Source organism: Kiritimatiella glycovorans (assembly GCF_001017655.1).
Taxonomy (GTDB): Bacteria; Verrucomicrobiota; Kiritimatiellia; order Kiritimatiellales; family Kiritimatiellaceae; genus Kiritimatiella; species Kiritimatiella glycovorans.
Genome location: NZ_CP010904.1, coordinates 2,925,339 through 2,949,723, shown reverse-complemented (window position 1 = coordinate 2,949,723; position 24,385 = coordinate 2,925,339). Strand labels below are relative to the sequence as shown.

The following is a 24,385-nucleotide window of genomic DNA, read 5'->3' as shown; positions in this document are numbered from 1 at the left end:
TTTGAACAACTCATACCTGTCGGGTTAGGATTTAAATTAACAGGAAACGTCCCCTTCTTAACAACTTATTAACAGGCTGGCCTTCTCCCTGCGGCCTCTGCGAAGAGGCTTTATAATTGAGAAAAAACGGCCGGACAAGCCTAAAAAGGAAGAAAATGTTATAATGGCGAATATTAGAATATATTGGTGTGAATAATACACACAATACAATATGTAGTATTAAACAGGAGCGATAAGGTTAGGTTTCCATTTTCTGTCCGGCGAATAGGGAGACCGTTTCAGGGAGAGCGCCGGGAAGAGGGAAAAAGTATAAGAATGCGGGTCAAAGGAATGAAAACAAAGAAGTTAACAACACCGGTTTTGCGGGTCGGGGACACAGCGAGGGCTCCTGATCTGCGTTACTGGACGGGTCTTTCGATCCCCGATCCCATCGTGATGGTGAGGCGTGCGGCGGACGGGCATGTCGTGGTTCCGGAGATGGAGCGGAACCGCGTGGAGGCGGCCGTCGGGGGGTCCCTGCGCGTGTGGACGCCGGAAGAGCTGGGGGTGCGTAAAGGCGGCCGGAGAGACCGGACGGAGTGGTGCAGGCGTCTGCTGCGCCGCCTGGACATCGGGCGCGTCGTCACGACGCCGGACACGGCGGCGGGGATCGTACGCGCCCTTGTCCGGGCGGGTTTCCGGGTCGATCTCTCGGAGCGCGCCGCGGCCTGCGAGCGGGCGTGCAAGACGGAAGCGGAGCTGCGCGGTCTTCGTGAATCCCAGCGTGCGGCCGCCGATGCGATGCGGCGGGCGGCGTTCATAATCGCGGACTCCGCGATCGACCGCTCCGGCCGGCTGGTTCATGAAAAGCGTATGCTCACCCCGGCCAGGCTGCGGCGGGCGATACGTACCGTGCTGCTCGACCACGACTGTCTGGCCCCCGAGGTCATTGCGGCGGGCGGGGCGGAGTCCGCGGACCCCCATCATCCGGGCGAGGCGGAATACCGCGCCGGAACGCCGATCGTGGTGGACATTTTTCCCCGTCATGCGGGTCACGGGTACTGCGGCGATCTGACCCGTACCTTCTGCCGCGGGCCGGCGCCGCGTGCCTTGCGCGACATGGTGCGCGCCGTGCGAGCCGCGCAGCGCGAAGCCCTGTCCATGGTTTGTCCCGGGGTACGCGGCGACGAAGTACACCGGCGCGTCTGCGCCCTCTTCCGCGAGAGGGGGTACGTCACGGATGTCCGCAGCAGGCCGCCCTCGGGGTTTATTCATGGCACGGGACACGGGGTGGGACTCGAAATTCACGAGGCGCCGCGCATCGCGCCCGGGGGCGGGGTGCTCGAAGAGGGGCATGTGGTGACGATCGAACCCGGCCTGTATTACCCCGGAACCGGCGGGGTGCGGATCGAGGACACGGTCGAGATTACGCGCGACGGCAACCGGCTGCTCGCCCCGTGCTCGCGGCGGTGGGAGTTCAGATGACTCAAACGGGAGCGGTGCGACGGCAATAAACGGACCTCGCTCCCGTTGGGTGATGCGAGGACCGGATTCGGTCCGGGAAACATCGAATCAAGGAGGCGATACCATGAAGCGAACAACCCCTTACGCGGCTGTGATTCTCGCGGCCTGCCTGTGGCCGACGATGCTGTGGGCCGGTCCCGGAGAGGGTCCGGGCGGCCCCCGTGGCGAGCGATTCGAGCACGTCCGCGAAAGGATTCTCGAACAGGCCGGCCTGAGCGAGGAGCAGCGGCAGCGGGTCATGAGCATGACCCGCGCCCACAAGGAAAAGACCGAACCTCTCAGGGAAGAGCTTCGGGTCGCGATGCGGGATCTTCATGAACTCGAAAATGATCCGGCGGTGAGTACCCAAGAGGTGAACGCCGCGATCGAACAGGTCCTTGGAATCCAGGAAAAACTCATGCGTGCCCGCGTGATGCACAAGCGCGAGTTGCGCGCCTATCTCGGCGAGGAAAAGAGCGAACAGCTCGAACAGACCATCCGGGAAGCGTTCCGGAGGCTGCACGAGCATCGCCGGGACCGTGCGGGGCCGCGAACCCGGTCCGGCGAACCGCACCTGCACGACCCGGCGGGCGGAGAATAGTGAGGAACGGGAATTACGGGCCCCGTTTTTGTGCATCCATGGCGCGGGCCGTCGCGTACTCGCGGTCATAGTCAGCGATGGAGTAACCGCTACTCCTCGCTTTCCCCGTATCGGCGGGTGCGCTATAAAGGGCCGCAATGTCCGCCGAAAAACACATCCGGCTGCTCTCCGACACCGTCATTAATCAGATCGCCGCCGGCGAGGTGGTGGAGCGCCCCGCTTCCGTGCTCAAGGAGCTGATTGAGAACGCGGTCGATGCCGGGGCGACGCAGGTGGACGTGGAGCTGGTCGACGGCGGCCGCAGGAAGCTCGTCGTCACCGATAACGGCCGCGGGATGAACCGCGACGACGCATTGCTGAGCATCGAGCGGCATGCGACCAGTAAAATCCGCGCGGCGGACGACCTGGTGCGGATCGGAACGCTCGGATTCCGCGGAGAGGCGCTGGCGGCGATTGCGTCGGTCTCGCGGTTCACGTTGACCACCCGCACCGCGGAGGATGAGGCGGGCACGGAAATCCTCATCGACGGAGGCCGGTTCAGGGAAGTCCGTGAGGCCGGATGCCCTGTCGGCACGAGCATCGAAGTCCGTCGCCTGTTCTACAATGTGCCTGCACGCAAAAAGTTCCTGCGTGCTCCCGCCACCGAGCTCAATCACGCCCGCCAGTGCTTCCTGGTCCACGCCCTCTCGCGCCCGGAGGTGGGGATGACGCTGAAGGTCGATGAAAAGGAATCGTTCCGTCTTCCCGCGGGCGACGACATGCTGCACCGCATCGGGGCCTTGTACGGCACCTCCCTTCTGCCGTCGCTGAAGCCGGTTTCTCTACGCATGCACGGCCTCAAAATCGGCGGGTTCGCCGCGGATCCCACCGTGCACCGGCGCGGACGCGGAGACCAGCTGTTCGTGGTCAACGGCCGCCCGGCCGCCGCGCCGCTCGTCTATCACGCGCTCAACCGGGCCTACGGGGACCTGATCCCGAAAGGCCGTCATGCCATAGTATTCCTGTTTCTCGAAATCGACCCCGCCCTGGTCGACGTCAACGTGCACCCCACCAAGCGCGAGGTCCGGTTCAGAAACGGGGCGGAGGTGCGCGATCTCGTGATCGAGGCCGTTCGGGAGGGATTGCGGGGGTCCGGTTCCGGCGCGGACGGGGCGAAGGCGTCCCCCGCGCATTCCGCGGGATGGACCGCGCCCGCCGCGGGGCGCGACTCAAAAACCTTTTCTCCGCTTCCGGCCGCCGGGGTCTTCCGTACGGGCGAGCTGCTGCGGACGGAAGGCGCCGAACGGCGGGCCTCCGCGGAAGAGGGACGCCAACCCGCGCAAGCTCCCGCCGACTCACCCGCGCCCCCCTGGCAGAACGCCCGTATCCGGGGACAGTTCGGCGGCCTCTATGTCCTGCTCGAGGCCGAGGGCGGCCTGATCATCCTGGATCCCCACGCCGCCCACGAACGCGTTCTCTACGAGCGGTTCATGCGCGAGGCGCTCGAGAAGCGCGTGCAGTCGCAGGGTCTGCTCCAGCCGGTCAGTGTGGAACTGCCCCCGCGCGATGCGGAAATCGTGGCGCGCCACGTCTCCCTGCTGGTCGAGATGGGCTTCGGCGTATCGGAATTCGGCGGGGCGCACTTCATGGTCGACGCCCTGCCCGACTATCTCCGCGAGGGCGATCCCGGGGAGCTGCTGCTCGAAGTCGCCCGCGCCCTCGAAGCCGGCGGCGGTCACGGCGGCACCGAGACCTGGGCGCACGAAGCCGTGGCCCGCGCGGCGTGCCGGGCGGCGGTCAAGCAGCGTGACACGCTCAGGACGGGCGAAATCCAGGGCCTGCTCGACGCCCTGACCCGCGCGGACATGCCCTACACCTGCCCGCACGGGCGCCCGACGATGATCTACATCAGCCGCAGCGAGCTGGACCGCCGGTTCGGGCGCGCGGGCGGATAAGACGACGGGGTTCCTGTCCGACGGTGAAAGTTCTTTCGCCGACCGCGCCGCGTATCCTATACTCCGCCGCTTAAATGCACGACCTGTGAGGGGGACGGCCCCATGCTGGACATCAAACGCATACGCAAAGAGCCCGAGGAGGTGCGCCGGCGGCTCGCGAGCCGCGGCGTGGCCGCCGCGCTCGATCCCGTTCTGAAACTCGATGAACAGCGCCGGACGCTGATCTCCGAATCCGAGGAACTCAAGGCCGAACGCAAGCGGCGGTCGCCGGAGATCGGAAAGCTCAAGAAAGAGGGCCGGGATACCCGTGCGCTGCAGGAGGAGATCCGGGGGATGGGTGACCGGATCCGTGCGCTGGACGAGCAGTGCCGCGGCATCGAGGCCGAACTCGAGCAGCAGCTCCTCTCGCTGCCCAACCTCCCGCACGGGAGCGTGCCCGCAGGCGAAGACGAGACCGCCAACCCCGAGATCAGCCGCAGCGGGGAGATTCCGCCGTTCGCCTTCGAACCCCGGCCGCACTGGGATCTCGGCGCCCGCCTCGGGATCCTCGATCTCGAGCGCGGCGCGAAACTGTCCGGCTCCGGCTTCCCCCTGCTCATCGGCGCCGGCGCGCGCCTCAGCCGCGCCCTCGTGCAGTTCATGCTCGATCTGCACACGACCGAACACGGCTACACGGAAGTCGCGCCGCCCTTCGTGGTCAACGCCGACTGCATGACCGGCACGGGACAGCTTCCCAAATTCCGCGAGGACATGTATTGCACCGAAGGCGACGAGTTATTTCTGATCCCGACCGCCGAAGTGCCGCTGACGAATATCTACCGCGAAGAGATCCTGGAGGGCCCGCTGCCCGTCAGGCTGACCGCCTACACGCCGTGTTTCCGCCGCGAGGCCGGCGCGGCGGGCCGCGATACGCGCGGGCTGATCCGCGTACATCAGTTCGACAAAGTGGAGCTGGTCAAGTTCGCCCGCCCGGAGACCTCCTGCGAAGAGCTGGAGCTTCTGCGCGCGGATGCCGAAGCGGTGCTGCAGAAGCTGGGGCTGACCTATCGCGTGATCGAACTGTGCACCGGCGACCTCGGGTTCGGCGCGGCGAAGTGCTACGACATCGAGCTCTGGGCCCCGGCTCAAGAGCGCTGGCTGGAGGTCTCCTCGTGCAGCAACTTCGAGGATTTTCAGGCGCGCCGGGCGCGGATCCGGTTCCGCGACGGGGACGGGAAGCCGCAGCTCGTCCATACCCTCAACGGATCCGGCGTCGCACTCCCGCGGCTGATCGTCGCCATCCTCGAACAGAACCAGCGCGAGGACGGATCGGTGGAGGTCCCGGGGGCGCTCAGGCCGTATATGGGCGGGATGGAGTGGCTGACCCCGGATTCGTAACGCCGGGATCGAACACACAAGCCATGACTCTCGCAAAGGCGCCGGGATCGCAAAGAGGAATGAGAAGAGCACAGGCAACGAGACGTGCTCCCCGGAGGAAGAACATCCCCGGCGGCCCGGCGAGAGATAAAAAGGTTCGAAAAATCGAACGCGTGAGGTTCGCGCATTGTCTTCTTGACGCGAACGCGGAAATTTGAGAGCGCCTTGGCGCTTTAATCGACGAAGGGAAAGGAGCACCATCGGGATGATCGAGGTTCGGAACCTGTGCAGAGATTTCGGGCCGCGGCGTGCGGTGGACGACGTATCGTTCGAGGTGAACCCCGGAACCGTTCTGGGCTTTCTCGGCCCGAACGGGGCGGGCAAGACCACCACGCTCCGCGCCATCGCGGGATATCTCTCCCCCACCTCGGGCACCGTGCGGGTCGCCGGCCGCGACGTGGCCGAAGATCCCCCGGCCGCCCAGCGGCACATCGGCTATATGCCGGAAAACGCGCCGCTCTACGACGACATGCTCGTCGAAGAATTTCTGGCCTTTGTCGCCGAGACGCGCGGCTTCACCGGGGAAGCGCGGAAGGAGCGCGTCGACGCGATACTGGAGCGGTGCTTTCTGAAAGAAGTCCGGCACCAGGGCATCGATACGCTCTCGCGCGGCTACCGCCGCCGCACCTGCCTGGCGCAGACCCTGCTGCACGACCCCGACATCCTGCTGCTCGACGAACCCACCGAGGGGCTCGATCCCAACCAGAAGCAGGTCGTGCGCGACATGATCCGCGAGATGGCCCCGAAGAAAGCGATCGTCATCTCCACGCATGTGCTCGAGGAGGTCGAGGCGATCTGTACCCGCGCCGTCATCATCAGCTCCGGCCGGATCGTGGCCGACGACACCCCGGACTGCCTTAAGCGGCAGAGTCCCGGCCACGGCGCCGTGCGCCTGTGCGTAGGCGCGCCCGCCGCCGAGGCCGAATCCGCGTTCGGCGCGCTCGAAGGCGTGCGCGAGGTCCGGCGACTCGACACCGCGGACGGCCGCACGGAGCTGCGTCTCGTGGCGTCCGGCGGGCGCACACCGATCCAGGATGTGACCGATCTCGCCCGGCGGCGGGACTGGGTCATCTACGACCTGCGCATGGAAGAGGGCCGGCTGGAGGATGTCTTCCGCCGGATCACCACCACCGAAGACGCGCACTGAACGGGAGAGAGCCGAATGGATGCGATCCGACAAGTCCGGGCCGTGGCGAAGCGCGAGTGGAAGTCCTATTTCGATTCGCCGCTGGCCTATGTGTTCATCATCATCTTTCTCATGCTGGCCGGGTTTTTCACGTTCTCCGTGGCCGGCTTCTACGAGTCGCGCCAGGCCAGCCTCGGGCCATTCTTCACCTGGCACCCCTGGCTCTACCTCATCCTCGTGCCCGCCGTGGCGATGCGGCTGTGGGCCGAGGAGCGGCGCTCGGGGACCATCGAGCTGCTCTTCACGCTGTCGGTGACGCCGCTCCAGGCGCTGATCGGCAAGTTCATCGCCGCCTGGCTCTTCCTGGTCCTGGCGCTGGCGCTGACCTTCCCCGTGGTCCTGACCGCCTGCTACCTCGGGGAGCCCGACCTCGGCGTGATCCTCTCCGGATACCTCGGCAGCGCGCTGCTCGCCGGCGCGTACCTCGCCGTCGGACTCTTCACGTCGGCGATGACCCGCAACCAGGTGATCAGTTTCATCCTCGCCGTCGTCATCGGCCTGTTCCTCGTCCTCGCCGGCTATCCGCCGGTCACCGATTTCTTCACGCAATGGGCGCCGTCCGGCGTGGTCGAGGGCATCGCGGCGGTGAGTTTCATGACGCATTACGATACCCTGCAGCGCGGGATCGTCGATTTTCGCGACCTGGTGTATTTCGCGAGCGTGATCGGGTTCATGCTCTTTGCGACCCAGTGGACCCTCAGGAATAGAACGGCGGGATAAGGAGTGTTCGAATCATGAGCGGACGTGCATCCCAGTACCATCGGCTGGCCGGCGTCACGGGCGTCTTTCTCGTGCTCGCGATCGTCGTGGCCCTCAATGTCGTCTTTGCGCCCCTGCGCCTGCGGTCGGACATGACCGCGGAGAATCTGTACACGCTCTCGGAGGGCACCGGGGAAATCCTGTCCGAACTGCCGCGTACGGTGACGCTGAAGTTCTTCTTTTCCCGGAGCAACGAGGACACGCCCGTGGCGCTGCGGCAGTACGCGGACCGGGTGTACGATCTGCTCCAGGAGTACCGCGCCCGGTCCGGGGGCCGCATCATCCTCGAGAAATACGATCCGAAGCCCGATTCGGATGCGGAGGAATGGGCGATGCGCTACGGGCTGGAGAGTCAGTCCGTCGATCCCTTTTCGCCGGCCGGGCTCTACTTCGGCGTGGTGGCGGTCAGCGGGAAGCAGGAGGCGGTCCTGCCGTTCCTCGCCCCCCAGATGGAGCCGCGCCTCGAGTACCACCTGACGCGCATGCTGTACGAGGTCACGCGCGAGGATCAGCCGGTGCTGGGCGTACTCAGCCCGCTGCCCGTCATGGGCGCGCCGCGCAATCCCTACAACCCGCAGCAGCGCGGCGGCGGCCCGTGGGCACTGGTCGAGGAGCTGCGCAAGCAGGTGGAGGTGCGCCGCGTGGAGACCTCCGCGGAAACGATCCCGGAAGACCTCGACGCCCTCCTGCTGGTTCATCCGGCGGGACTGTCCGAAAAGACGCTCTACGCGATCGACCAGTTCGTGCTGCGCGGCGGCCGGCTGCTGGCGTTCACCGACCCGATGTGCCTCGTGCAGCAGATGACCAGCCCGATGGGCGGGATGCAGGCGATGCAGCAGGGCATGGCCTCGAACCTGGACCGCCTGACCGGAGGCTGGGGCATCCGCTCCGCGCAGGGCGTGGTCTGGGACCCGGCGCTGGGCAGTATGGTCGGGGCGGGGCAGGGGCGCGCCGAACGCAACAATACGTTCCTCAGCGTGCGCGAGAGCGGCTTCGATCCCGAGGATCCCGCCACGAGCGGTCTGAACTTCATGCTGATGCCGTTCGCCGGGGCGTTTGACGTTACGCCGAAGGACGGCGTAGAGGTCGACCGGCTGATCGAATCGAGCGGCGATGCGCGCCTCCAGCAGGGCATGCAGGCGCAGTTCGGCGGCGGGCGCCCCGCCGGAGCGGCGGAGACCCGTACCCTGGCGCTGCGCGTGAGCGGCTCGTTCGCCTCCGCCTTCCCGGACGGTCCGCCGGAGGATCCGCAGGCCGCGGGCGAAGAGGACGGGAACGGAGAGCCGGAAGAGCAGACGCAGGAGACCGAAGCGCACATCGATCAGAGCGACGGCGATGCGATCGCGGTGCTGGTGGGGGATGCGGATATGCTTTACGACCGGTTTTGCATCGAGGAGATGAACTTCTTCGGCCAGACGACCAGCCGGCCGCTCAACGACAACCTCAACTTCGCCCTGAACCTGGTCGAACAGATAACCGGCAGCGAGGCCCTGATCGGGCTGCGCAGCCGCGGCTCGTACGACCGCCCGTTCACAAAGGTGCGCGAACTCGAGCGCAGGGCGGAGGAGCGCTGGAAAGCGGAGGAAGAGCGGCTTCAGCAGGAGCTGCGCGAACTGCAGGGACGGCTGCGCGAACTGCAACGCGCCCGGGAGGACCAGCAGGAATACATCCTCTCGCCGGAGCAGAAGGACGAGATCGAGAAGTTCCGCACCAAACGCTTTGAAATCCAGCAGCAGCTCAAGGAGGTCCGTAAGAATCTCCGGCGTGATATCGAAAAGCTCGGGCTGATGCTCAAGGTCATCAATATCGGCGCCGTGCCCCTCGTGGTCGCGGTCTTCGGCGTCGTACACGGCATCCGGCGCCGGCGTGCGGGAAGATAAAGGAGTAGAGGTTATGTCGCATCATAAGCTGATTACCCTCGTGCTTGTGCTGGCGGTACTGATCGGAATCGCCGTCCTGCAGGGCCGCCGCGGCGACCGGCAGGACGCGGAGGGGCCGCAGCCGGGCGAGGAGCTGTTCACCGGTCTCGACATCAACGCGGTGCGGGAAATCGAGCTGACGGCTTCGGAAAAGAGCCTCACGCTGTCCCGCCCCGGAGAGACCTGGCGCTGTCCCGCGCTCCACGATTACCCGGTCGACTTTTCCGAACTGGCCCGCCGGCTCCGCGAACTGAGCGAGGTGAGCGTCGTGCAGCGCGTGTACGACGGGCTTGAAACCCCCTCGACTTACGGACTCGGCGAGGACGAGCAGCTCCTGCGCCTCAAGGACGGCGGGGGGAATGTGCTGGCCGAACTCAGGATGGGGGACCGGCAGGATTCCGGACGGCGCGCCGGCGGCGGCCGCTATGTGCGGCTCGACGCAAAGCCGGTGGTGATGATTGATTCCGCGCTGCGCGAGTGGAAGCCGGATCCGCTGGAATGGGTCGACAGTGAGCTGGTGCGCATTCCCTCATACAGGATCACGCGTCTCGAGGTCGATCCCGCCGGAGACGAGTCCTACACGCTCGTCAAGGAAGGCGGATCGCTGCAGCTCGCGGAACTGGCCGAAGGCATGGAAATGAAAGACTCGGCCCTGCGCAGCCTGCGCGGCGCCTTCAGCCCGGTCGAGTTCACGGCGGTGGCCGATCCCGGCAAAACGGACGCGCAGCTCGGGCTGGACCGGCCGGACACCGTGCGCGTGGAGGGCGAGGACGGCTTTACCTACACGCTCATGCTCGGCGCCGACGCCCCCGGGGGACGCTACTTGAAGATGGCCGTCGCCTACGAAGCGCCGCCCGAACCCGAAAAGCCCGCGCCGGCCGCCGAAGGCGAAAAGCCCGGTGAAGCGGCACAGAAGCGCTATGAACAGCAGCTCGAGTCCCGCCGCGAAAAAGTGCGCGAGGCGAAGGAGAAGCTCGAAAAGCAGCAACAGCGCTTCGCCGACTGGCGTTACGTCGTTCCCGCCGCTGAGGCCGATAAGATGCTCACGCCCCGCGCCGAGCTGGTCCGGGAGAAGAAGGCCGACGAAGACGGACAGGCGCCCGCCGCCCCGCGGGGCGACGGGTGAGGCCCGGCCGCCCGCTTAACGGCGGGTCCGGTTCTGCCGCGCTTCCCGGAATACGGCTCCGGGACGCCGCCGCGGTTATTTCCCGTACGCACGACGGTAGAGACGGCGGAGTTCGCCGATGAGCGGGTAGCGCGGGTTGGCGCCTGTGCACTGATCGTCGAACGCATCTTCAGCCAGCTCGTCGAGACGTTCCCGGAATGCACCCTCGGGGACCCCGGCCTCCCGTATCGTCGCCGGTATGTCCAGCCGCTGCTTCAGGTCCCCGACCGCGGCGATCAGCCGTTCCACCTTCTCGTCCGGGGTTGCGCCGCCGAGCTGCAGGTAGTCCGCAACCCGCGCGTACCGCTCCCTGGCCGTCGGCCAGCTGTATTGCGGGAAGGCGGCCTGTTTGAGCGGTCGGTCCGTGGCGTTGTAGCGGATCACCTCGCCGATCAGCAGCGCGTTGGCCAGACCGTGCGGCAGGTCGAACGCGGCGCCGAGCTTGTGCGCCATGCTGTGGCAGACGCCGAGGAAGGCATTGGCGAACGCCATGCCCGCCAAGGTCGCCGCGTAATGAACCTTCTCGCGTGCTTTGCGGTCCGCCGCACCGTGCTCGTAGGCGTCGGGGAGGTACTTGAACAGCAGCCTGACCGCCTCCAGAGCCTGGCAGTTTGTGAACTCCGTGCTCAGGACGCTGACGATCGCCTCGAGGGCATGTGTCAGGGCATCCACGCCGCCGTACGCCGTCAGGTTCGCCGGCATGTGCATCACCAGCTCCGGATCGACGATCGCCATGTCCGGCGTCAGCGCGTAGTCCGCGATCGGGTACTTGGCCCCGGTCGCGTCGTCGGTGACCACCGCGAAAGGCGTCACTTCCGAACCCGTACCACTGGTTGTCGGCACGGCGACCAGGATCGCCCTGCGACCCGTTTCGGGGAAAGCGTAGATCCGCTTGCGGATGTCCATGAACCGCATCGCCATGTCCTCGAACTTCATGCCCGGATTTTCATACATGAGCCACATGATCTTGGCGGCGTCCATCGGCGAGCCGCCTCCCAGTGCGATCACGACATCCGGCCGGAACGTGGTCATCACCTTCAGTCCCGCGCGGACCGTGGCCAGATCGGGGTCGGGCCGGACATCATAGAAGGTCTGGTGATCGATGCCCATCCCGTCGAGCACCGTGGCGATGCGGTCGGCGAAGCCGAGATCGTAGAGCGGCTTGTCAGTCACGATAAGCGCGCGCTTCCGCCCGGCCAGTTCACCCATCGCGACCGGCAGGCAGCCGTACTTGAAGTACACTTTCGGCGGTACCCGGAACCAGAGCATGTTCTCGCGCCGTTCCGCCACGGTCTTGATGTTCATCAGGTGTTTGACCCCCACGTTTTCGCTCACGCTGTTGCCGCCCCAGCTCCCGCAGCCGAGGGTGAGCGAGGGTTCGAGTTTGAAGTTGTAGATATCGCCGATGGCGCCCTGGCTGCTGGGCATGTTGACCAGCACCCGGCCGGTCTTCATGCGCGCGCCGAAGCGGTCGATGCGCTCCGTATTGCGGGGATCGGTATACAGCACCGAGGTGTGACCGATTCCTCCGAACGTCACCAGCTCCACGGCCCGGTCCACGGCCCGGTCGAATGCGGGGGCACGGTAGAGGGCCAGCACCGGGCTGAGCTTCTCGAAGGCAAAGGGTTCGTGTTCGCCGACCTCATCGACCTCGGCGACGAGCACCTTTGTTTCCGGCGGCACCTCGATGCCCGCTGCGGCGGCAATCTTTGCCGCTGGCTGGCCTACGTTCGCCGCGTTCAGTTTTCCGTCTTTGAGCAGTACGGCGCCGACTTTTTCTTTCTGGCCGGGCGTAAGTATAGCCGCCCCGCGCCGCTCGAACTCGTCGCGGACCTCGCCGTAAACCGCGTCCACGGCTACGGCGCTCTGTTCGCTGGCGCAGATGACGCCGTGGTCGAATGTCTTGCTGAGCAGGATGCTGTTGACGGCCGTCCGCACGCAGGCGGTTTCATCGATCACCGCCGGTGTATTGCCCGCTCCCACGCCGAGCGCCGGCTTGCCGCTGCTGTAGGCGGCGCGAACCATGCCCGGCCCTCCGGTCGCCAGGACGAGACGGATGTCGGGATGCTTCATAAGCGCGTTCGACAATTCGACGGCAGGCTCCTCAATGCAGGCGATCAAACCCTCCGGCGCGCCGGCTTCGACGGCTGCACGCCCGACCACTCGAGCGGCCTCCGCCGTGCACGCTTTTGCGCGCGGGTGCGGCGAAAAAATGATGCCGTTGCGGGTTTTCAGGGCGAGCAGCGCCTTGAAAATCGCGGTCGAGGTGGGATTGGTGGTCGGCACGACGCCCGCGATTACCCCGATCGGCTCCGCGATGCGGCGGATCCCGAACGAGGGGTCCTCCTCCAGTACCCCACAGGTCTGGGTGTCCTTGTACTTGTTGTAGATGAATTCACTCGCGAAGTGGTTTTTGATGACCTTATCCTCCACGATGCCCATGCCGGTCTCTTCCGCCGCCATGCGGGCAAGCCGGATGCGTTCACGGTTCGCCGCGAGGGCGGCGTGGCGGAATATCCCGTCCACCGCCTCCTGATCAAACACGGCATAGCGCTCCTGCGCCGTTCGCACACGATCGACCATCTCCTGCAATACCTTTTTCGCTTCATCCGTCATGGAGTACCCCCCCTCGTTAATATAGCTCCTCTGATATCGATATATAAACACCGATACACTGCGCGCGCCGGGCGGGCAAGCAATAAATATAATAATATCGATTGAAAAAGATCGTAATATAGCGGGGCCCGTGTTTAACTCACGGGTCATGAGTGATCAACCGGACGCCATGGCATGTAAGACGGCGGGGGTGCCGACGCTCAAGCGGCTCCCCCTTTATCTCCGTCTGCTGCGACGGATGCGCGAAGAGGGCGCGGAATACGCCTCCGGCGCCGTTCTGGCGCGCGAACTGGAGCTGGACCCGATCGTTGTCCGTAAAGACCTTGCAATCACCGGCGCGCGGGGAAAACCCCGGCTGGGATTTCCGCTGCATGAACTGATCGAGTCCGTCGAGGAGTTTCTCGGCTGGTCGAACACCACCGACGCGTTTCTCGCCGGCACGGGTTCGCTCGGTCAGGCCCTGCTCGGGTACAGGGGATTCGAACAGCACGGCCTGCGCATCACCGCCGCGTTCGATGTCGACTCCGGGACGGTCGGCCGCAGGATCTACGGTAAAACGGTGCTGCATATCGACCGGCTCGCGGATCTCGCGCGACGGATGCACGTGCGGCTCGGTATCCTCACCGTCCCGGCCGCCGTCGCCCAGGAGGTGGCCGACGCAATGGTCGCGGGCGGGATACGCGGAATATGGAACTTCACCCCCACCCGCCTCCACGTGCCGGAGGAGGTTATCCTCCAGCGAGAGGACCTCGCATCCACTCTCGCCGTGCTTTCACATAAGCTTCATCTTCAGGGCGCATTGAATAAATCCGGCTGAGCGCAGGACTCGATCTCCGGTTGTTCCGGCATCGCTGACGCGGAAGAATCAGGCCCGCTGGCCGGAGACGGCGCCATCGATAAGCGGGTGCGGTTGATCCCTGCTTCTCCCGGGCGGGTCATGTCCCGGCCACGCCGCAGCGGTCTTTTGACACGTCCTCCTGATTATGGGATGACTGCCTTCGCATGGAATGGAGAGATCCGGAAGAAAAGGAGGCTGTCATGAATCGCTCTGTTACCGCACGAATCGCCCTTGTTTCCGCCGTCTGCCTGATTGCCGCGCTTCCCGTCTCCGCGGCACAGGATCCGGTCCTCGAGCTGACCGGGAAGGCACGCAAGGCGTATAAAAACGAGCACTACAAGGAGGCCCACGACCTGCTGCAGCAGGCGGTGGCGCGGATCGGCAAACGGATTACGTCGTCCTTCGTCCCGTTTCTCCCCGAGGCGCCGGAGGGGTGGGAGATTGACGGAACAGAAACCAATACCTTGTCGGCAGCCACTTCATCCGGCCCGAAACGCGTGATGGAGGCCGAGCGCCGCTATATCCGTAAAGAGGATAAGCGGGATGTGACCCTGATGATTGCGAACACGCCTGAACTGATCAGGCCCTACCGGCAGATGGCCAAATCGGCGGCGATGATGAAGCCGATGCTCAAGCAGCGCGGGATAACGCTGGATGAAAAAGCGGGCTGGTACATCTTTACGGAGCAGCGCGGTCCCGACGACTGCCGGATCGTGGCTGTTCATGAGCAGGTGGTTGTCGAAGTCGACGGGGCCGGACAGGAGAAGACCGCCGCGAAATTTATCGACGAAATGAAGCTGGATAAGCTGGCGCAGACGGCATCCCGGTAGAAAAGCGATATTCAGAAATCGGCACGACTGGCATCTTAGCGGCCGAACCTGAACCCGTCTCGCGTCACATCGTTCTCGTACTCAGCGAAACGGTGTGCGTGCCGGGGCTTCTTAAACAGGCCACGGGGTTGGGAGGTTCCCCTCAACGGATTTTTTTGTTCGCAAAATAATCCAGCCAAGCGGCCTTGATTAGTGCAGCCGCATCGCGTTCCCCGGCCCGGTACTCTTCCGCGGTTGTTCCCCAGTAGAAGCTGATCCATCCGTCGGCAATATCGCGCGAGCCTTCGATGAAGGCATTCATCTCCTCGATGGAGCACCTCAGCGGAAACATTTCTTCGATCACCAGCGGCATGCCGACCTCGTAGACCTGGAGCGCGCGCAGTGCCTTTTCCACTTTGTCTTTACGCGGGTAAAAGTGGACGGACGCAAAGTCGAGCGGCCCGCGCACCTCCGGCGAGTAGAAGATCGGTTTCGCATTCGGCCATGTATGGGCCCAGGGGATGACGCCGACGGTGATCATGGAATCCGGGTCGCCGCGTCGGATCGCGTCGGTCAGCGTTTCTACCCAGGCGCGGGCGACGGCCCTGCGCGTGCGTCCCCGCAGATCGCGGGTGATGTACTGGACGAAATGTTTCCCGCCGAATTCGCCTGCCAGCCACCCGTCGGCAGGCTTGTCGCGCCCGGGCAGAATCGGTTCGTTCATAAGGTCGTAACAGAAGACCGCCGGAGAATGCGCGCAGGTCGCGGCGACCGCCCCCCAGAACGTCGCTTGAATCTTCCAGCGCTCGGATTCCTCCATCGCATCGTACCAGGCGGGCACTTCGTCTTTGTGATAGCACCCGAGACCCGTGATATTCAGGTAGAGGCCCGTCCGTTCCGCAAGCTCAAGCAGACGCGAAAGGTTCTGTAACGCCGGCTTCGAGATGGCACGCGAGTCCTCGAAGAAGGAGCCGGTCTGCAGATGGATACGGACGACGTTCGCGCCCAGCGCCTTCATTTCACGGAAGTCTTCCCTGACGACCGGCCACGCGTCATCCCAGTAATCCTCCAGCAGCCTGCCGGACTCATTGTGGTCGTAGTTTACACCCCAAACGACGAAAGGGGTGCGGGATTGTGCGTACACAAAACCGTGGCCGTCTTTCGCGACCTCGATCGGTTCCGGACGTCCGGATCCGGCAACGAGGTCGTTAATCCGGCCCGACCCGTGTGTCTCCGCAATCACAAGGAAAAAGAAGCACAGGAGCGTTCGTACGTTTATCGCAGCGGGAATTTTCATCGGACCTGCCTTTGCTTATTCGTGTGTGCGTTCTCTGCTGCCGCGCCTTTCATCTTTTCCGGTTCCGCTTGCGCCGCCCGTTTGCCCAGGCGCACCATCTTTTTCATTCGGACACTAGCATCCCATTCGCGAAGGACGATAATTGTAATGGCTGACTGACAGGCTACAATCTTCTTCGAGTGTGAGGGTCGCACATTGCGTCATTTTCCCCTTGGATCCGCAGGATTTTTAGTGGGCGGCAATCTTCACGGATCAGGAGGCCAGGTGAGTGAAAAAGGGCAAGGGTGAACATGATTCGTACGCGTACTTGGAGGGCTGAAGGCGCGATCCTTTTTGGTTCTTCGCAAATTTTTTGTGGTGGAGCCGTTCGGGGAAGAGGCGGGACGGGGATTCACCACAGCGGTCACAGAGGATGCCGGGGTCGGGATGGGAGACGACAAGCGTTCGTAGTAGCGCCGCAAGTCTGCCCCCGGCAGGCCAGGCGCGTGAAAGATAACGGCCCTTGTCTGCTGCGCGGACCTGCGGGCCTACTACGAGCGTGAGGAAGTTCGTAGTAGCGCCGCACGCCTGCCCCTCCGGCAGGCCAGGCGCGTGAAAGATAACGGCCCTTGTCCGCTTCGCGGACCTGCGGGCCTACTACGAGCGTAAGAGAGAACACGGATGGGATCTCGAAATCCGGATCGAAGTCGAAGCCGGGATTCAGAGAGAACATAATTCGTACTCGAGTTCCTTGAACAGGGGGAGTGGGATCGCGCCTTCGGCGCTCCGAGTACGAGTACGAGTACGAGTGCGAGTACGGATTACGTCCCCCCCCCTCAACCAACCTTCATGCTCTTCATGGCCTTCATGGTGAATCCCATTTTCGCTGAGTACGGGGCGGGGGTGTGAAGGAATGGGCCCGGAGGGACTCGAACCCCCGACCAAGAGATTATGAGTCTCCTGCTCTGACCGACTGAGCTACGGGCCCGGAAAGTGGGGCATTTTATCAGAGATGAAGATGTGGAACAGGTGAAAGCTGAGGTCTCGATTTCTTTTCACTTTTCCACCATCCCCTTTGCAGCCCCGCGGGCTTGATCCGTTCGGGGTGCGAATTTATTGCGGCCGCTCGAGCGTCTCCACCACGCCGGCGGCAAAGGTGAAGCCGCCGCCGAATGCCGTCAGCCCGATCTTCCCGCCGGGCGGGAGGTCGGAGGGCAGCGCTTCGAGGCTGAGCGGGATGGTGTTCGACGAGGTGTTGCCGTAATCGCGAATGTAGTAGAACACCTTATCCGTCGGAAACTTGATGGCCTTGCGTATCGCCTCAATAATCCTCCCGTTCGCCTGGTGCGGGACAATCAGGGAAAGGTCGTCGACCGTCGCGCCCTCCTGCGCACAGGCGCGGTCGAGCATGTCGATCATCTTCCGCACGGCGATCCGGAATACGCTCCGCCCGTCCATCTCCATGAACGTCCCGCTCTGCAGCGAGGGCACGTAGAGCACCTTCTCCTCGGCCCCCATCGCCGAGAGTACCGGTCGCCCGACCCGCAGGTTGAGGTTGCCCCCGCGCTGTTCCCGCGAGACCAGCGAAGCGGTCGCGGCGTCACCGAACAGGAAAAACGTGCCCGGATCATCCTTATTCAGCATCGGCGAGAGCGTCTCGCTCGTCACCAGCAGGATCCGCGCGCCGGGGTCGTGCTCGAGCATGTCGCAGGCCTGCTGCAGGGCGTACAGGTAGCCCGAACACGCCGCATTGATGTCGTGCGCCGGGATCAGCGTCTCGCCCTCCTCGGGACTGAGCTCCTTCAGGATCCGGCAGGCCAGCGACGGGGTGGTCGAGGGCGGCGTCCCCGTGCTGCAGATGATGGCGTCGAAGTCGTTGACCGTCACGCCCTCGCGTTCAAAGAGTTTGTGACAGGCGTCCACGGCGAGCGAGAGCGCCGATTCGCCTTCGCCGATCCAGTGCCGCTTCCGGATCCCCGTACGCTGTACGACGTCGTCCGGCGACCAGCCGGGACAGATTTCCACGAGCTCATCGTTCGTCTTCAGCTGCGATCCCAGGGCGGAGCAGATCGATGAGATCACCGTCGGGGCGCTCTCGCGCTCGTGTCCTTGCGTCGCCGGGGCCGCCGCCTCCGTCACGCTGCGCTGCTTTTCGACCACCGGGATGCCGGGATCGTCGGTCGTCTGCGGCCGCGCCGCGGCCTCCACCGACGGCACCAGCGTCAGCAGCGGTGCCCCGACGTCCACCTCGTCGCCTTCCGAAAGCAGCACCTTCTCCACCGTACCCGCCAGCGGCGCCTCGATCTCCATCGTCGCCTTGTCCGCCTCGACCGACGCCAGCGGCGCGCCCTCTTCGACCGCCTCGCCCGCGGCGGCGTGCAGTTCGACGATCTTCACCGTCTCGTCGGAGGGACTCGATCCCAGCGTCTTGACCGTCACCCGCCCTTCCTCCTCCTCGGCCCGCCGGTTCCAGCGCACGGAGCAATCGAGCATCTCCGCAGCCTTTTCGAGCACGGGCCGGAACGACGGCAGCACGTCGAGCTGGTTGCCGAAGTGGTAGGGGACATACGCGTCGGCGGCGCCCAGCCGCGCCACGCGAACCCGTTCGCCCTGCGCCTCCGCCACCGCGGCGCAGACCTCGCCCGCCATCCCGCAGGTCTGGTGGTCTTCATCGATCACCAGCAGCCGGCCGGTTTTCGAGGTGGATTCAAATACCGCCTCGCGGTCCCACGGCGAGAGCGTACGCAGATCGACGACCTCGACCGAGAGGCCGGCCTGCTCGACGGCCTCCGCCGTACGAAGGGCCGTGGGCATAGTGCTGCCCCACGCGACGAGCGTCAGGTCGCCGCCCGCCCGCGCGATTCGCGCCTTCCCGATCGGAACGAAGTGGCGGTCGATGTCCTCCGACGTCGCGACGCTGCGGTCATTCAGGAGGTTTTTGGGATAGAAGAAGATCGACGGCCGGTCCGAGCGCAGCGCCGCCAGCAGCAGCCCCGCCGCGTCGGCCGCGGTCGAGGGCAGAAAGACGTCGATTCCCGGCAGGTGGGCGGCCACGGCGGAGGGCGTCTGCGCGTGAAACGGCCCGAGGCCGGGGCGATATCCGCCGCAGACCGAGAGCACGGTCACCGGCGCCTCCAGGCGCCCGTTGGTGCGCCAGTACATCGTGCCCAGCTCCGAGGCGATCTGATTGAACGCGGGCGGCAGGAAGTCGGCGAACTGCAGACACGCGACCGGCCGGCGGCCCGCGAGCGCCTGGCCGACGGCGGCGCCGACGATGGTGGCCTCGCTCAGCGGGGCGTTGCGCACGCGGCCCGGGAAGGCGGAGCTGAGTCCCTTCGCGAGCCCGAAGACGTCGCCTTTGGGGTCTTCGAGGTCCTCACCCCAGACGTACGCCGCGTCTTCCTCCTCCAGCCGCACGCGCAGGGCCGCGCGCAGGGCGGCGATCATGGTGAGCTTGCGTTCTCCCGTGCCGCGATATTCGCGTTTCGGGTCGGTCAGCTCGACCGGCAGCGGCTTCTTCGCGCTGAGCGCCGCTTCCGGTTCCGCCCCGGCACGGGCGGCGGCGAGGGCGTCCTGCACGGCCTGTTCGCATTCCTCCTCGATCGCCCGAAGCCGCGACGCCTCCTCGCCCGCGTCGATCAGCATACGCTCCAGGTTGCGCAGGGGATCGCCGTGCTCCGCCGCCTCGGCCAGATCCTCCTCCGTGCGGTACGCGGTATGGTCGTCGGCGTTCGTATGACTCTGCAGCCGCTCACAGCGCATGCAGACGATCTGCGGGCGGCGGTGTTCGCGCGCCTCGGCCACGGCCGCGCCGAAGGTCTCGTGGCACGCCGCGACGTCCGCGCCCTCGACGCGGCGGATCGGGAGACCGTAGAACGTTTCGGGGTTGCCGTCGGGCGTCGAGTAGAACGTCTGGCCTGCGGTGAGTGTCGACAGCGCGTAGCGGTTGTCCTGAACGACGAAGAGCACCGGCAGGGTCGCGCGGACGGCCTCCGCCACCGCCTCGAAGAACTCGCCTTCCTGCGTCGCGCCGTCGCCCAGCCCGCAGTAGACCACCGGCGCGCCCTCGCGGTCCTTCACCGCCGCCGCGACGCCGGCCGCCTGCAGGGCGTTGTTGCCGACGAGCGTGGGGGTGCTGAGGATGTTCAGTTCCGGATCGCAGGGGAAATCGGGCATACGGCGCCCCGCGCTGCCGGACGGGTCGCGCGCGAGCAGGGCGGCGAACATCGACTCCACGCTGACGCCGCGCGCCAGGGCGAGCGCCTTGTCGCGGTAGTGGCAGTGCAGCCAGTCGGCGGCGGTCAGGTGCGGCGCCAGCGCCGCCGCGGCCTCGTGACCGGAGCCGGGGATGAAGAAGAACGCCTCGCCGCGGTGGGCGAGCGCCTGTTCCATTTCATCCACGCGCCGGGCCGTCCAGATGGGTCTGTAAAGCTCGAGCAGTGTTGACGTATCCAAGATTCTCATGCTCCTTGCGGGATTGAGTGCCGAATGTACGTCATCGGCACGAAGTTGAGAAATGAAAAAAGGGAAAGCGGATGGGGAGGGTTGCGTGAGGTAAAACGCGGAAAGCACCACGGAGGTTCGGCTCGGATTGTTTAATTTCGGGGACGACCACGGACGACACCAATTTCACGGATAAGAGCGGCGGCCTAAGAGATCGTCCTCTACCTGATCGCGGGGTTTTCGTGTTCCCCTTCGGCGTCCTTTTCGCGCGAAGCCTTCGTCTTCTCCGGCAGGCGCAGCGAGCGGAATATGCGGCGGGCGAGTTCGTCGTTCAACTCGCCGCCGGAGGCGAATTCCAGGCTGTAGAAGCGTCCGTGCGAGATGAGGTAGTAGACGCGGTACTGCTTTCCTTCCGGATGGCGAAAGGTATCCGCGAGGTAGAGCCCGCCGTGATCCCGGGCCACGCGCAGCCCTTCGCTGGTTTCCTGCCCCATGCGCTTCATCAGCTGTGCATGCGCTTCGCGCAGATAGTGCAGAGCGCTGTCGAAATCGCCGGGTGCGGGGACGTCGATCGAGTTGCGCCGGAAGATGCCGCTGCGGTCGTAGATCTGGATGGTATCGAACGGCTGGTCTCCGTTGCCGGCGAATTGGGCCACGAGGCCTGCGCCGGGCATCGTCGAAGGCACCAGGCGCATGCCTTCGGGGTAGTCGAGGCCGAGGCCTTCGTCGGGGTCGTAGTACGGGCGGAGCACCACGCCGCCTTCCACGACCGGCGGTTTGATCTTCAGGCTGCGCGCCAGCTCGCGCCCGGCGCGGAGTACTTTTTCGTGTTCCGCGGACCCGTTGAGGTGGAGCACGGCGATCCGGCCGGAGGATTCGAAGGCCGCGACATACAGCGTCTCGTCCAGAAACCGCCGCGAGATGGCGGCGCCGTACGACGGGCCCGGGCGGTCGATCTCCCCGCTCTCCACCTGTTCGGCAAACAGCGTGCCGACCGTGCCCAGCACCTCTTCGATGCGTGCACTCACACTCTCCTCGTCCTCGGGCACCGGCCCGTTCGCGAAGCCGATCCGCAGCTCGCCGTCCAGTTCGGGGAGCCGGGCGATGAACATGCAGCGCATGCCCTGCAGCGGAACATCGTGAACCAGCGCGATCTGGTTCATCTCCGGGAACACGCCGGACATCCGGTAGAGTTCGGTTTCGATCCGGAGCCGTTCGGCGCCCGCCGCGGACAGGGGTACGGCAAGGCAGAGCGCCCATGCGAGCATGGCGGCGCGGACCGGGGGCGCGTGGAGTAGCCGATGTGCCGGTGACATGATGATCAGGGGTTAAGTTTACCCGTATCTGCGAAAACCTGAGCGCACGATATGAACACAGGCGGCTCGGCAAATCAAAGCGTAAGTGTGTGTAAATGTGAGCATGCGCCCGTCGCGCTTGCACTTCAGCGCGGTGCGTGCACAATCGTGCCCCGGAAGACCGACGGTAAACCCGGGAGGAGCGAGCGTGTTGGACCGGAAAAAAATGACCAGGCGGATCATCGGACCCGCGGTTCTCGGGCTGGCCTTCGGCGCCTCGGCGCAGAGTTCGGTCTGGGAAGTGCGGGCTGACGGGAACCGCATGTATGTGGGCGGCACCTGTCATGTCCTTCGCGAGTCGGATTACCCGCTGCCCCGGGAATTTGAAACGGCGTATGAAACGTCGGGCCTGCTGGTTTTTGAAACCGATTTGGGCGGGCTCAACGACCCGGAGGTTCAGCGTGAGCTGCTCCAGCGCGGCGTCTACCAGGACGGCACGACACTGCAGGAGGCGCTCTCCGCCAAGTCCTGGAAGACGCTCAAACGGTACTGCCATTCGGCCGACATCCCCCCGGCCAGCCTGCAGGCGTTGAAACCCTGGATGGCCGTTCTCACGCTGATGCAGCTCGAGCTGCAGCGCCTCGGGGTCGACCAGGAGGGGGTCGATATGCACTTCTACCGCCGGGCCGTCGAGGAAGGCAAGCAGGTCGGCCGGCTCGAACCCCTCTCGAAGCAGATCGACCTGCTCGCCTCGATGGGCGAGGGGCACGAGGATGAGCTGGTGCAGCAGTTCGTGAACGATATCGCGTCGACCTCCGAAATGCTGACCGGACTGCTGTCGGCGTGGCGGAACGGGGATCGCGAGGCGCTTCAGGAGCTGCTCAACCGCGACATGAAGCGCAAGCATCCGGAGCTGTACCGGGAGATCATTGTCGAACGCAACCGTGACTGGATGGATGAGCTGACCGCCTTCGCGCGCTCGCCGGAGACGGAGTTCGTGCTGGTGGGCGCAGGCCATCTCGTCGGCGAAAAAGGCGTCCTGCACCTGCTCGAGAAAGAGGGCTTCCGCGTCACGCGCCTCGTGGCCGCGGAGGAATAAGGTCATGGGCGCCATTCGCGGGGGCGGGCTAAGCACCCCCGCCGTGCTTCATGAGCTTCATGGTGACTCCCGATCCCGAACGCGATCCCGATTCTTTGCTATTCCTCTTCACCGTCCCTTTCCTCCCCGTTCTCACGGATGAGCCGGATGAGGTGTTCGGAGGAGCGGTGGTCGGGGTGCTGGGCGAGGACGGCCCGGGCTTCGCGTTGTGCTTCGCGCAGGTTGCCGCGCTGATAGTGGACGAGCGCCAGGTTGTAGCGTGCGCGGGCTGAGGCGGGGTTCAGTTCGAGCGCGCGACGGTAGGCGGCCGCCGCGGCGTCCAGGCGGTCCAGTTTGTGGTAGGTGAGCCCCAGGTTGTAGAACGCCTCCTCGTACGTCTCGTCGTGTTCCACTGCGCGGGTGTACCATTGCGCCGCTTCGTCGAAATCGCCGGCCGCGTAGTGGCGGAACGCCCTGCCGAAGGCCTCGGTCGCGGCGGCCCGGTCGCGTTCCGGCCGGGGTTCGAGACCCAGCGGATCCTCTTCCCGCGTGCGCCGGGCGCGGCGGGGGGGCGGGGTTTCGCCGCGCCGGAGGCGGGCGGCGCGTTCCCGTGCGTCCGGGCCCTCCGCCGCCTCCAGGTAGGCGTTCAGCGCGCGGTCGGCATCGCCGGACCGGTTGAAGCCGAAGCGGTACACGGCGGCGAGGTTGAAATGACCCGGGGCGTAGCCGGGGTGCCCTTTCGTCAGCGCCTGAAGGCGTTTCAGCGCCGACGAGGGATCCTGTGCGCCGTACTCCGCCAGGGCCAGCCCGCACAGGAGGGCGGGGTCGTCCGGGCGGCGGCGCAGGGCCCGTTCGTAGGCCTGCCGGGCGCGGTCCCACTTGCCCTGTTCGAGGAAGGCGGCGCCGAGGAGCTGGAGCGACTGCGCGTCCTGGGGGTGTACCAGCGCCGCCTCGGTAAGCACCTCTTCGGCGTGTTCCGCCCGCCCTTCGGAGACCAGCGCGTATCCGAGATTGTAGAGGGCGTCGAAGGAATCCGGCGACCGGGTACGGCTTTTCTGAAACGCTTCGATTGCGTCCCCGGGGGCGCCGAGTTCCCAGAGGACCATACCGAGGCGATTGCAGGCGGGTCCGGTGTCGCCGCGTCCGGCCCGCTGGCGGACCGCTTTTTCGAGATGGGCGCGGGCGCGGACGAGCCGCCCTTCCCTGATCGCCCGCATGCCCTTTTCATATTCCGCATCGCCGGGGCCGCGTCCGCAGCCGAAGATCCCCCCGACCAGCAGGAGGCCGGCCATCAGCGGCGCGGCATACGTGCCTTTCCTGTCGAGCATGGAATCGATCATTCGCCTTTCACCCGCACCCGCCCGGGCCGCGGCCCGTTGCAGGCACAGAAATAAAACGGCTCCCGTGATCCCGGCTCGAACCGTCCGTCCTCGACCGGGACAATATATTCATACTAACATCCTGCCTGCGGTGTGGCACGGGATCCATGGGCCCCCCGCGCATCCGCCCGGGCGTTCCGTGCTGTTGACGGGACGCCGCACAGAATCGAGTATAAACGTATCTCCGCC

16 protein-coding genes and 1 tRNA gene are annotated in these 24,385 nt (G+C 65.3%); 11 read left to right on the top strand and 6 right to left on the bottom strand.

Annotation, left to right across the window (positions count from 1 at the left end):
• Positions 1-435 precede the first annotated feature (435 nt).
• The 8 genes from L21SP4_RS12180 to L21SP4_RS12145 all read left to right on the top strand — a co-directional run bounded on the left by L21SP4_RS12180 (position 436) and on the right by L21SP4_RS12145 (position 10,423).
• Entirely contained in the window at positions 436-1,464 is a 1,029-nt protein-coding gene (locus tag L21SP4_RS12180) for a M24 family metallopeptidase (protein WP_236682514.1), read from the top strand.
• 103 nt (positions 1,465-1,567) lie between these two features.
• Positions 1,568-2,083: a Spy/CpxP family protein refolding chaperone gene (locus L21SP4_RS12175; protein ID WP_052882908.1), complete on the top strand. Its 516-nt coding sequence runs from the start codon at positions 1,568-1,570 to the stop codon at positions 2,081-2,083.
• 137 nt (positions 2,084-2,220) lie between these two features.
• Positions 2,221-4,017, top strand: a complete 1,797-nt coding sequence (mutL, locus tag L21SP4_RS12170; RefSeq protein ID WP_052882907.1) for a DNA mismatch repair endonuclease MutL — start codon at positions 2,221-2,223, stop codon at positions 4,015-4,017.
• Between the two features lie 102 nt (positions 4,018-4,119).
• Complete coding sequence (gene serS / locus L21SP4_RS12165; protein ID WP_052882906.1) at positions 4,120-5,394, top strand: serine--tRNA ligase; 1,275 nt, start codon at positions 4,120-4,122, stop codon at positions 5,392-5,394.
• A gap of 244 nt (positions 5,395-5,638) precedes the next feature.
• On the top strand, positions 5,639-6,580 hold the full coding sequence (locus L21SP4_RS12160) for an ABC transporter ATP-binding protein (protein ID WP_052882905.1): 942 nt from the start codon (positions 5,639-5,641) through the stop codon (positions 6,578-6,580).
• A 24-nt stretch (positions 6,581-6,604) separates the two neighbouring features.
• Positions 6,605-7,339, top strand: coding sequence for an ABC transporter permease (locus L21SP4_RS12155; RefSeq protein WP_052883037.1), 735 nt, complete (start codon positions 6,605-6,607; stop codon positions 7,337-7,339).
• 14 nt (positions 7,340-7,353) lie between these two features.
• A complete protein-coding gene (locus tag L21SP4_RS12150) occupies positions 7,354-9,258 on the top strand; it encodes a Gldg family protein (protein ID WP_052882904.1) in 1,905 nt (634 codons plus the stop codon).
• A gap of 13 nt (positions 9,259-9,271) precedes the next feature.
• Positions 9,272-10,423 carry a DUF4340 domain-containing protein gene (locus L21SP4_RS12145; protein ID WP_052882903.1) on the top strand — a complete coding sequence of 384 codons (1,152 nt, stop codon included), beginning with the start codon at positions 9,272-9,274 and terminating at the stop codon, positions 10,421-10,423.
• Positions 10,424-10,498: 75 nt separating this feature from the next.
• Here the strand turns inward: L21SP4_RS12145 and adhE are convergent, their stop codons facing one another.
• Positions 10,499-13,078 (bottom strand): bifunctional acetaldehyde-CoA/alcohol dehydrogenase, encoded by a 2,580-nt coding sequence (gene adhE, locus L21SP4_RS12140; RefSeq protein ID WP_052882902.1) that lies wholly within the window; start codon positions 13,076-13,078, stop codon positions 10,499-10,501.
• Between the two features lie 169 nt (positions 13,079-13,247).
• On the opposite strand from adhE, the gene L21SP4_RS12135 reads away from it, so the two are divergent.
• Positions 13,248-13,895 (top strand): redox-sensing transcriptional repressor Rex, encoded by a 648-nt coding sequence (locus L21SP4_RS12135; RefSeq protein WP_052882901.1) that lies wholly within the window; start codon positions 13,248-13,250, stop codon positions 13,893-13,895.
• Between the two features lie 221 nt (positions 13,896-14,116).
• Positions 14,117-14,746: a hypothetical protein gene (locus L21SP4_RS12130; RefSeq protein WP_052882900.1), complete on the top strand. Its 630-nt coding sequence runs from the start codon at positions 14,117-14,119 to the stop codon at positions 14,744-14,746.
• A 142-nt stretch (positions 14,747-14,888) separates the two neighbouring features.
• On the opposite strand, the gene L21SP4_RS12125 is transcribed toward L21SP4_RS12130, so the two are convergent.
• The 4 genes from L21SP4_RS12125 to L21SP4_RS12110 all read right to left on the bottom strand — a co-directional run bounded on the left by L21SP4_RS12125 (position 14,889) and on the right by L21SP4_RS12110 (position 21,760).
• Positions 14,889-16,022, bottom strand: coding sequence for a cellulase family glycosylhydrolase (locus L21SP4_RS12125; protein WP_082116758.1), 1,134 nt, complete (start codon positions 16,020-16,022; stop codon positions 14,889-14,891).
• Between the two features lie 893 nt (positions 16,023-16,915).
• Positions 16,916-16,989 (bottom strand) — tRNA-Ile (locus tag L21SP4_RS12120).
• A gap of 125 nt (positions 16,990-17,114) precedes the next feature.
• Entirely contained in the window at positions 17,115-20,456 is a 3,342-nt protein-coding gene (locus tag L21SP4_RS12115) for a beta-ketoacyl-ACP synthase 3 (RefSeq protein ID WP_052882899.1), read from the bottom strand.
• A 209-nt stretch (positions 20,457-20,665) separates the two neighbouring features.
• Positions 20,666-21,760, bottom strand: coding sequence for a hypothetical protein (locus L21SP4_RS12110; RefSeq protein ID WP_144413870.1), 1,095 nt, complete (start codon positions 21,758-21,760; stop codon positions 20,666-20,668).
• Positions 21,761-21,947: 187 nt separating this feature from the next.
• Here L21SP4_RS12110 and L21SP4_RS12105 point away from each other — a divergent pair, with 187 nt between their 5' ends.
• On the top strand, positions 21,948-22,838 hold the full coding sequence (locus L21SP4_RS12105; RefSeq protein WP_160300831.1) for a TraB/GumN family protein: 891 nt from the start codon (positions 21,948-21,950) through the stop codon (positions 22,836-22,838).
• Positions 22,839-22,936: 98 nt separating this feature from the next.
• Here the strand turns inward: L21SP4_RS12105 and L21SP4_RS12100 are convergent, their stop codons facing one another.
• Positions 22,937-24,157 (bottom strand): tetratricopeptide repeat protein, encoded by a 1,221-nt coding sequence (locus L21SP4_RS12100; RefSeq protein ID WP_052882896.1) that lies wholly within the window; start codon positions 24,155-24,157, stop codon positions 22,937-22,939.
• Between the last annotated feature and the right edge of the window lie 228 nt (positions 24,158-24,385).

Excerpts from the sequence above, each read along its gene's own strand:
- L21SP4_RS12180 (WP_236682514.1), top strand. The coding sequence starts at position 436 with ATGGTGAGGCGTGCGGCGGACGGGCATGTCGTGGTTCCGGAGATGGAG.
- L21SP4_RS12175 (WP_052882908.1), top strand. The coding sequence starts at position 1,568 with ATGAAGCGAACAACCCCTTACGCGGCTGTGATTCTCGCGGCCTGCCTG.
- mutL (WP_052882907.1), top strand. The coding sequence starts at position 2,221 with ATGTCCGCCGAAAAACACATCCGGCTGCTCTCCGACACCGTCATTAAT.
- serS (WP_052882906.1), top strand. The coding sequence starts at position 4,120 with ATGCTGGACATCAAACGCATACGCAAAGAGCCCGAGGAGGTGCGCCGG.
- L21SP4_RS12160 (WP_052882905.1), top strand. The coding sequence starts at position 5,639 with ATGATCGAGGTTCGGAACCTGTGCAGAGATTTCGGGCCGCGGCGTGCG.
- L21SP4_RS12150 (WP_052882904.1), top strand. The coding sequence starts at position 7,354 with ATGAGCGGACGTGCATCCCAGTACCATCGGCTGGCCGGCGTCACGGGC.
- L21SP4_RS12145 (WP_052882903.1), top strand. The coding sequence starts at position 9,272 with ATGTCGCATCATAAGCTGATTACCCTCGTGCTTGTGCTGGCGGTACTG.
- adhE (WP_052882902.1), bottom strand. The coding sequence starts at position 13,078 with ATGACGGATGAAGCGAAAAAGGTATTGCAGGAGATGGTCGATCGTGTG.
- L21SP4_RS12135 (WP_052882901.1), top strand. The coding sequence starts at position 13,248 with ATGGCATGTAAGACGGCGGGGGTGCCGACGCTCAAGCGGCTCCCCCTT.
- L21SP4_RS12130 (WP_052882900.1), top strand. The coding sequence starts at position 14,117 with ATGAATCGCTCTGTTACCGCACGAATCGCCCTTGTTTCCGCCGTCTGC.
- L21SP4_RS12125 (WP_082116758.1), bottom strand. The coding sequence starts at position 16,022 with ATGAAAATTCCCGCTGCGATAAACGTACGAACGCTCCTGTGCTTCTTT.
- L21SP4_RS12110 (WP_144413870.1), bottom strand. The coding sequence starts at position 21,760 with ATGTCACCGGCACATCGGCTACTCCACGCGCCCCCGGTCCGCGCCGCC.
- L21SP4_RS12100 (WP_052882896.1), bottom strand. The coding sequence starts at position 24,157 with ATGATCGATTCCATGCTCGACAGGAAAGGCACGTATGCCGCGCCGCTG.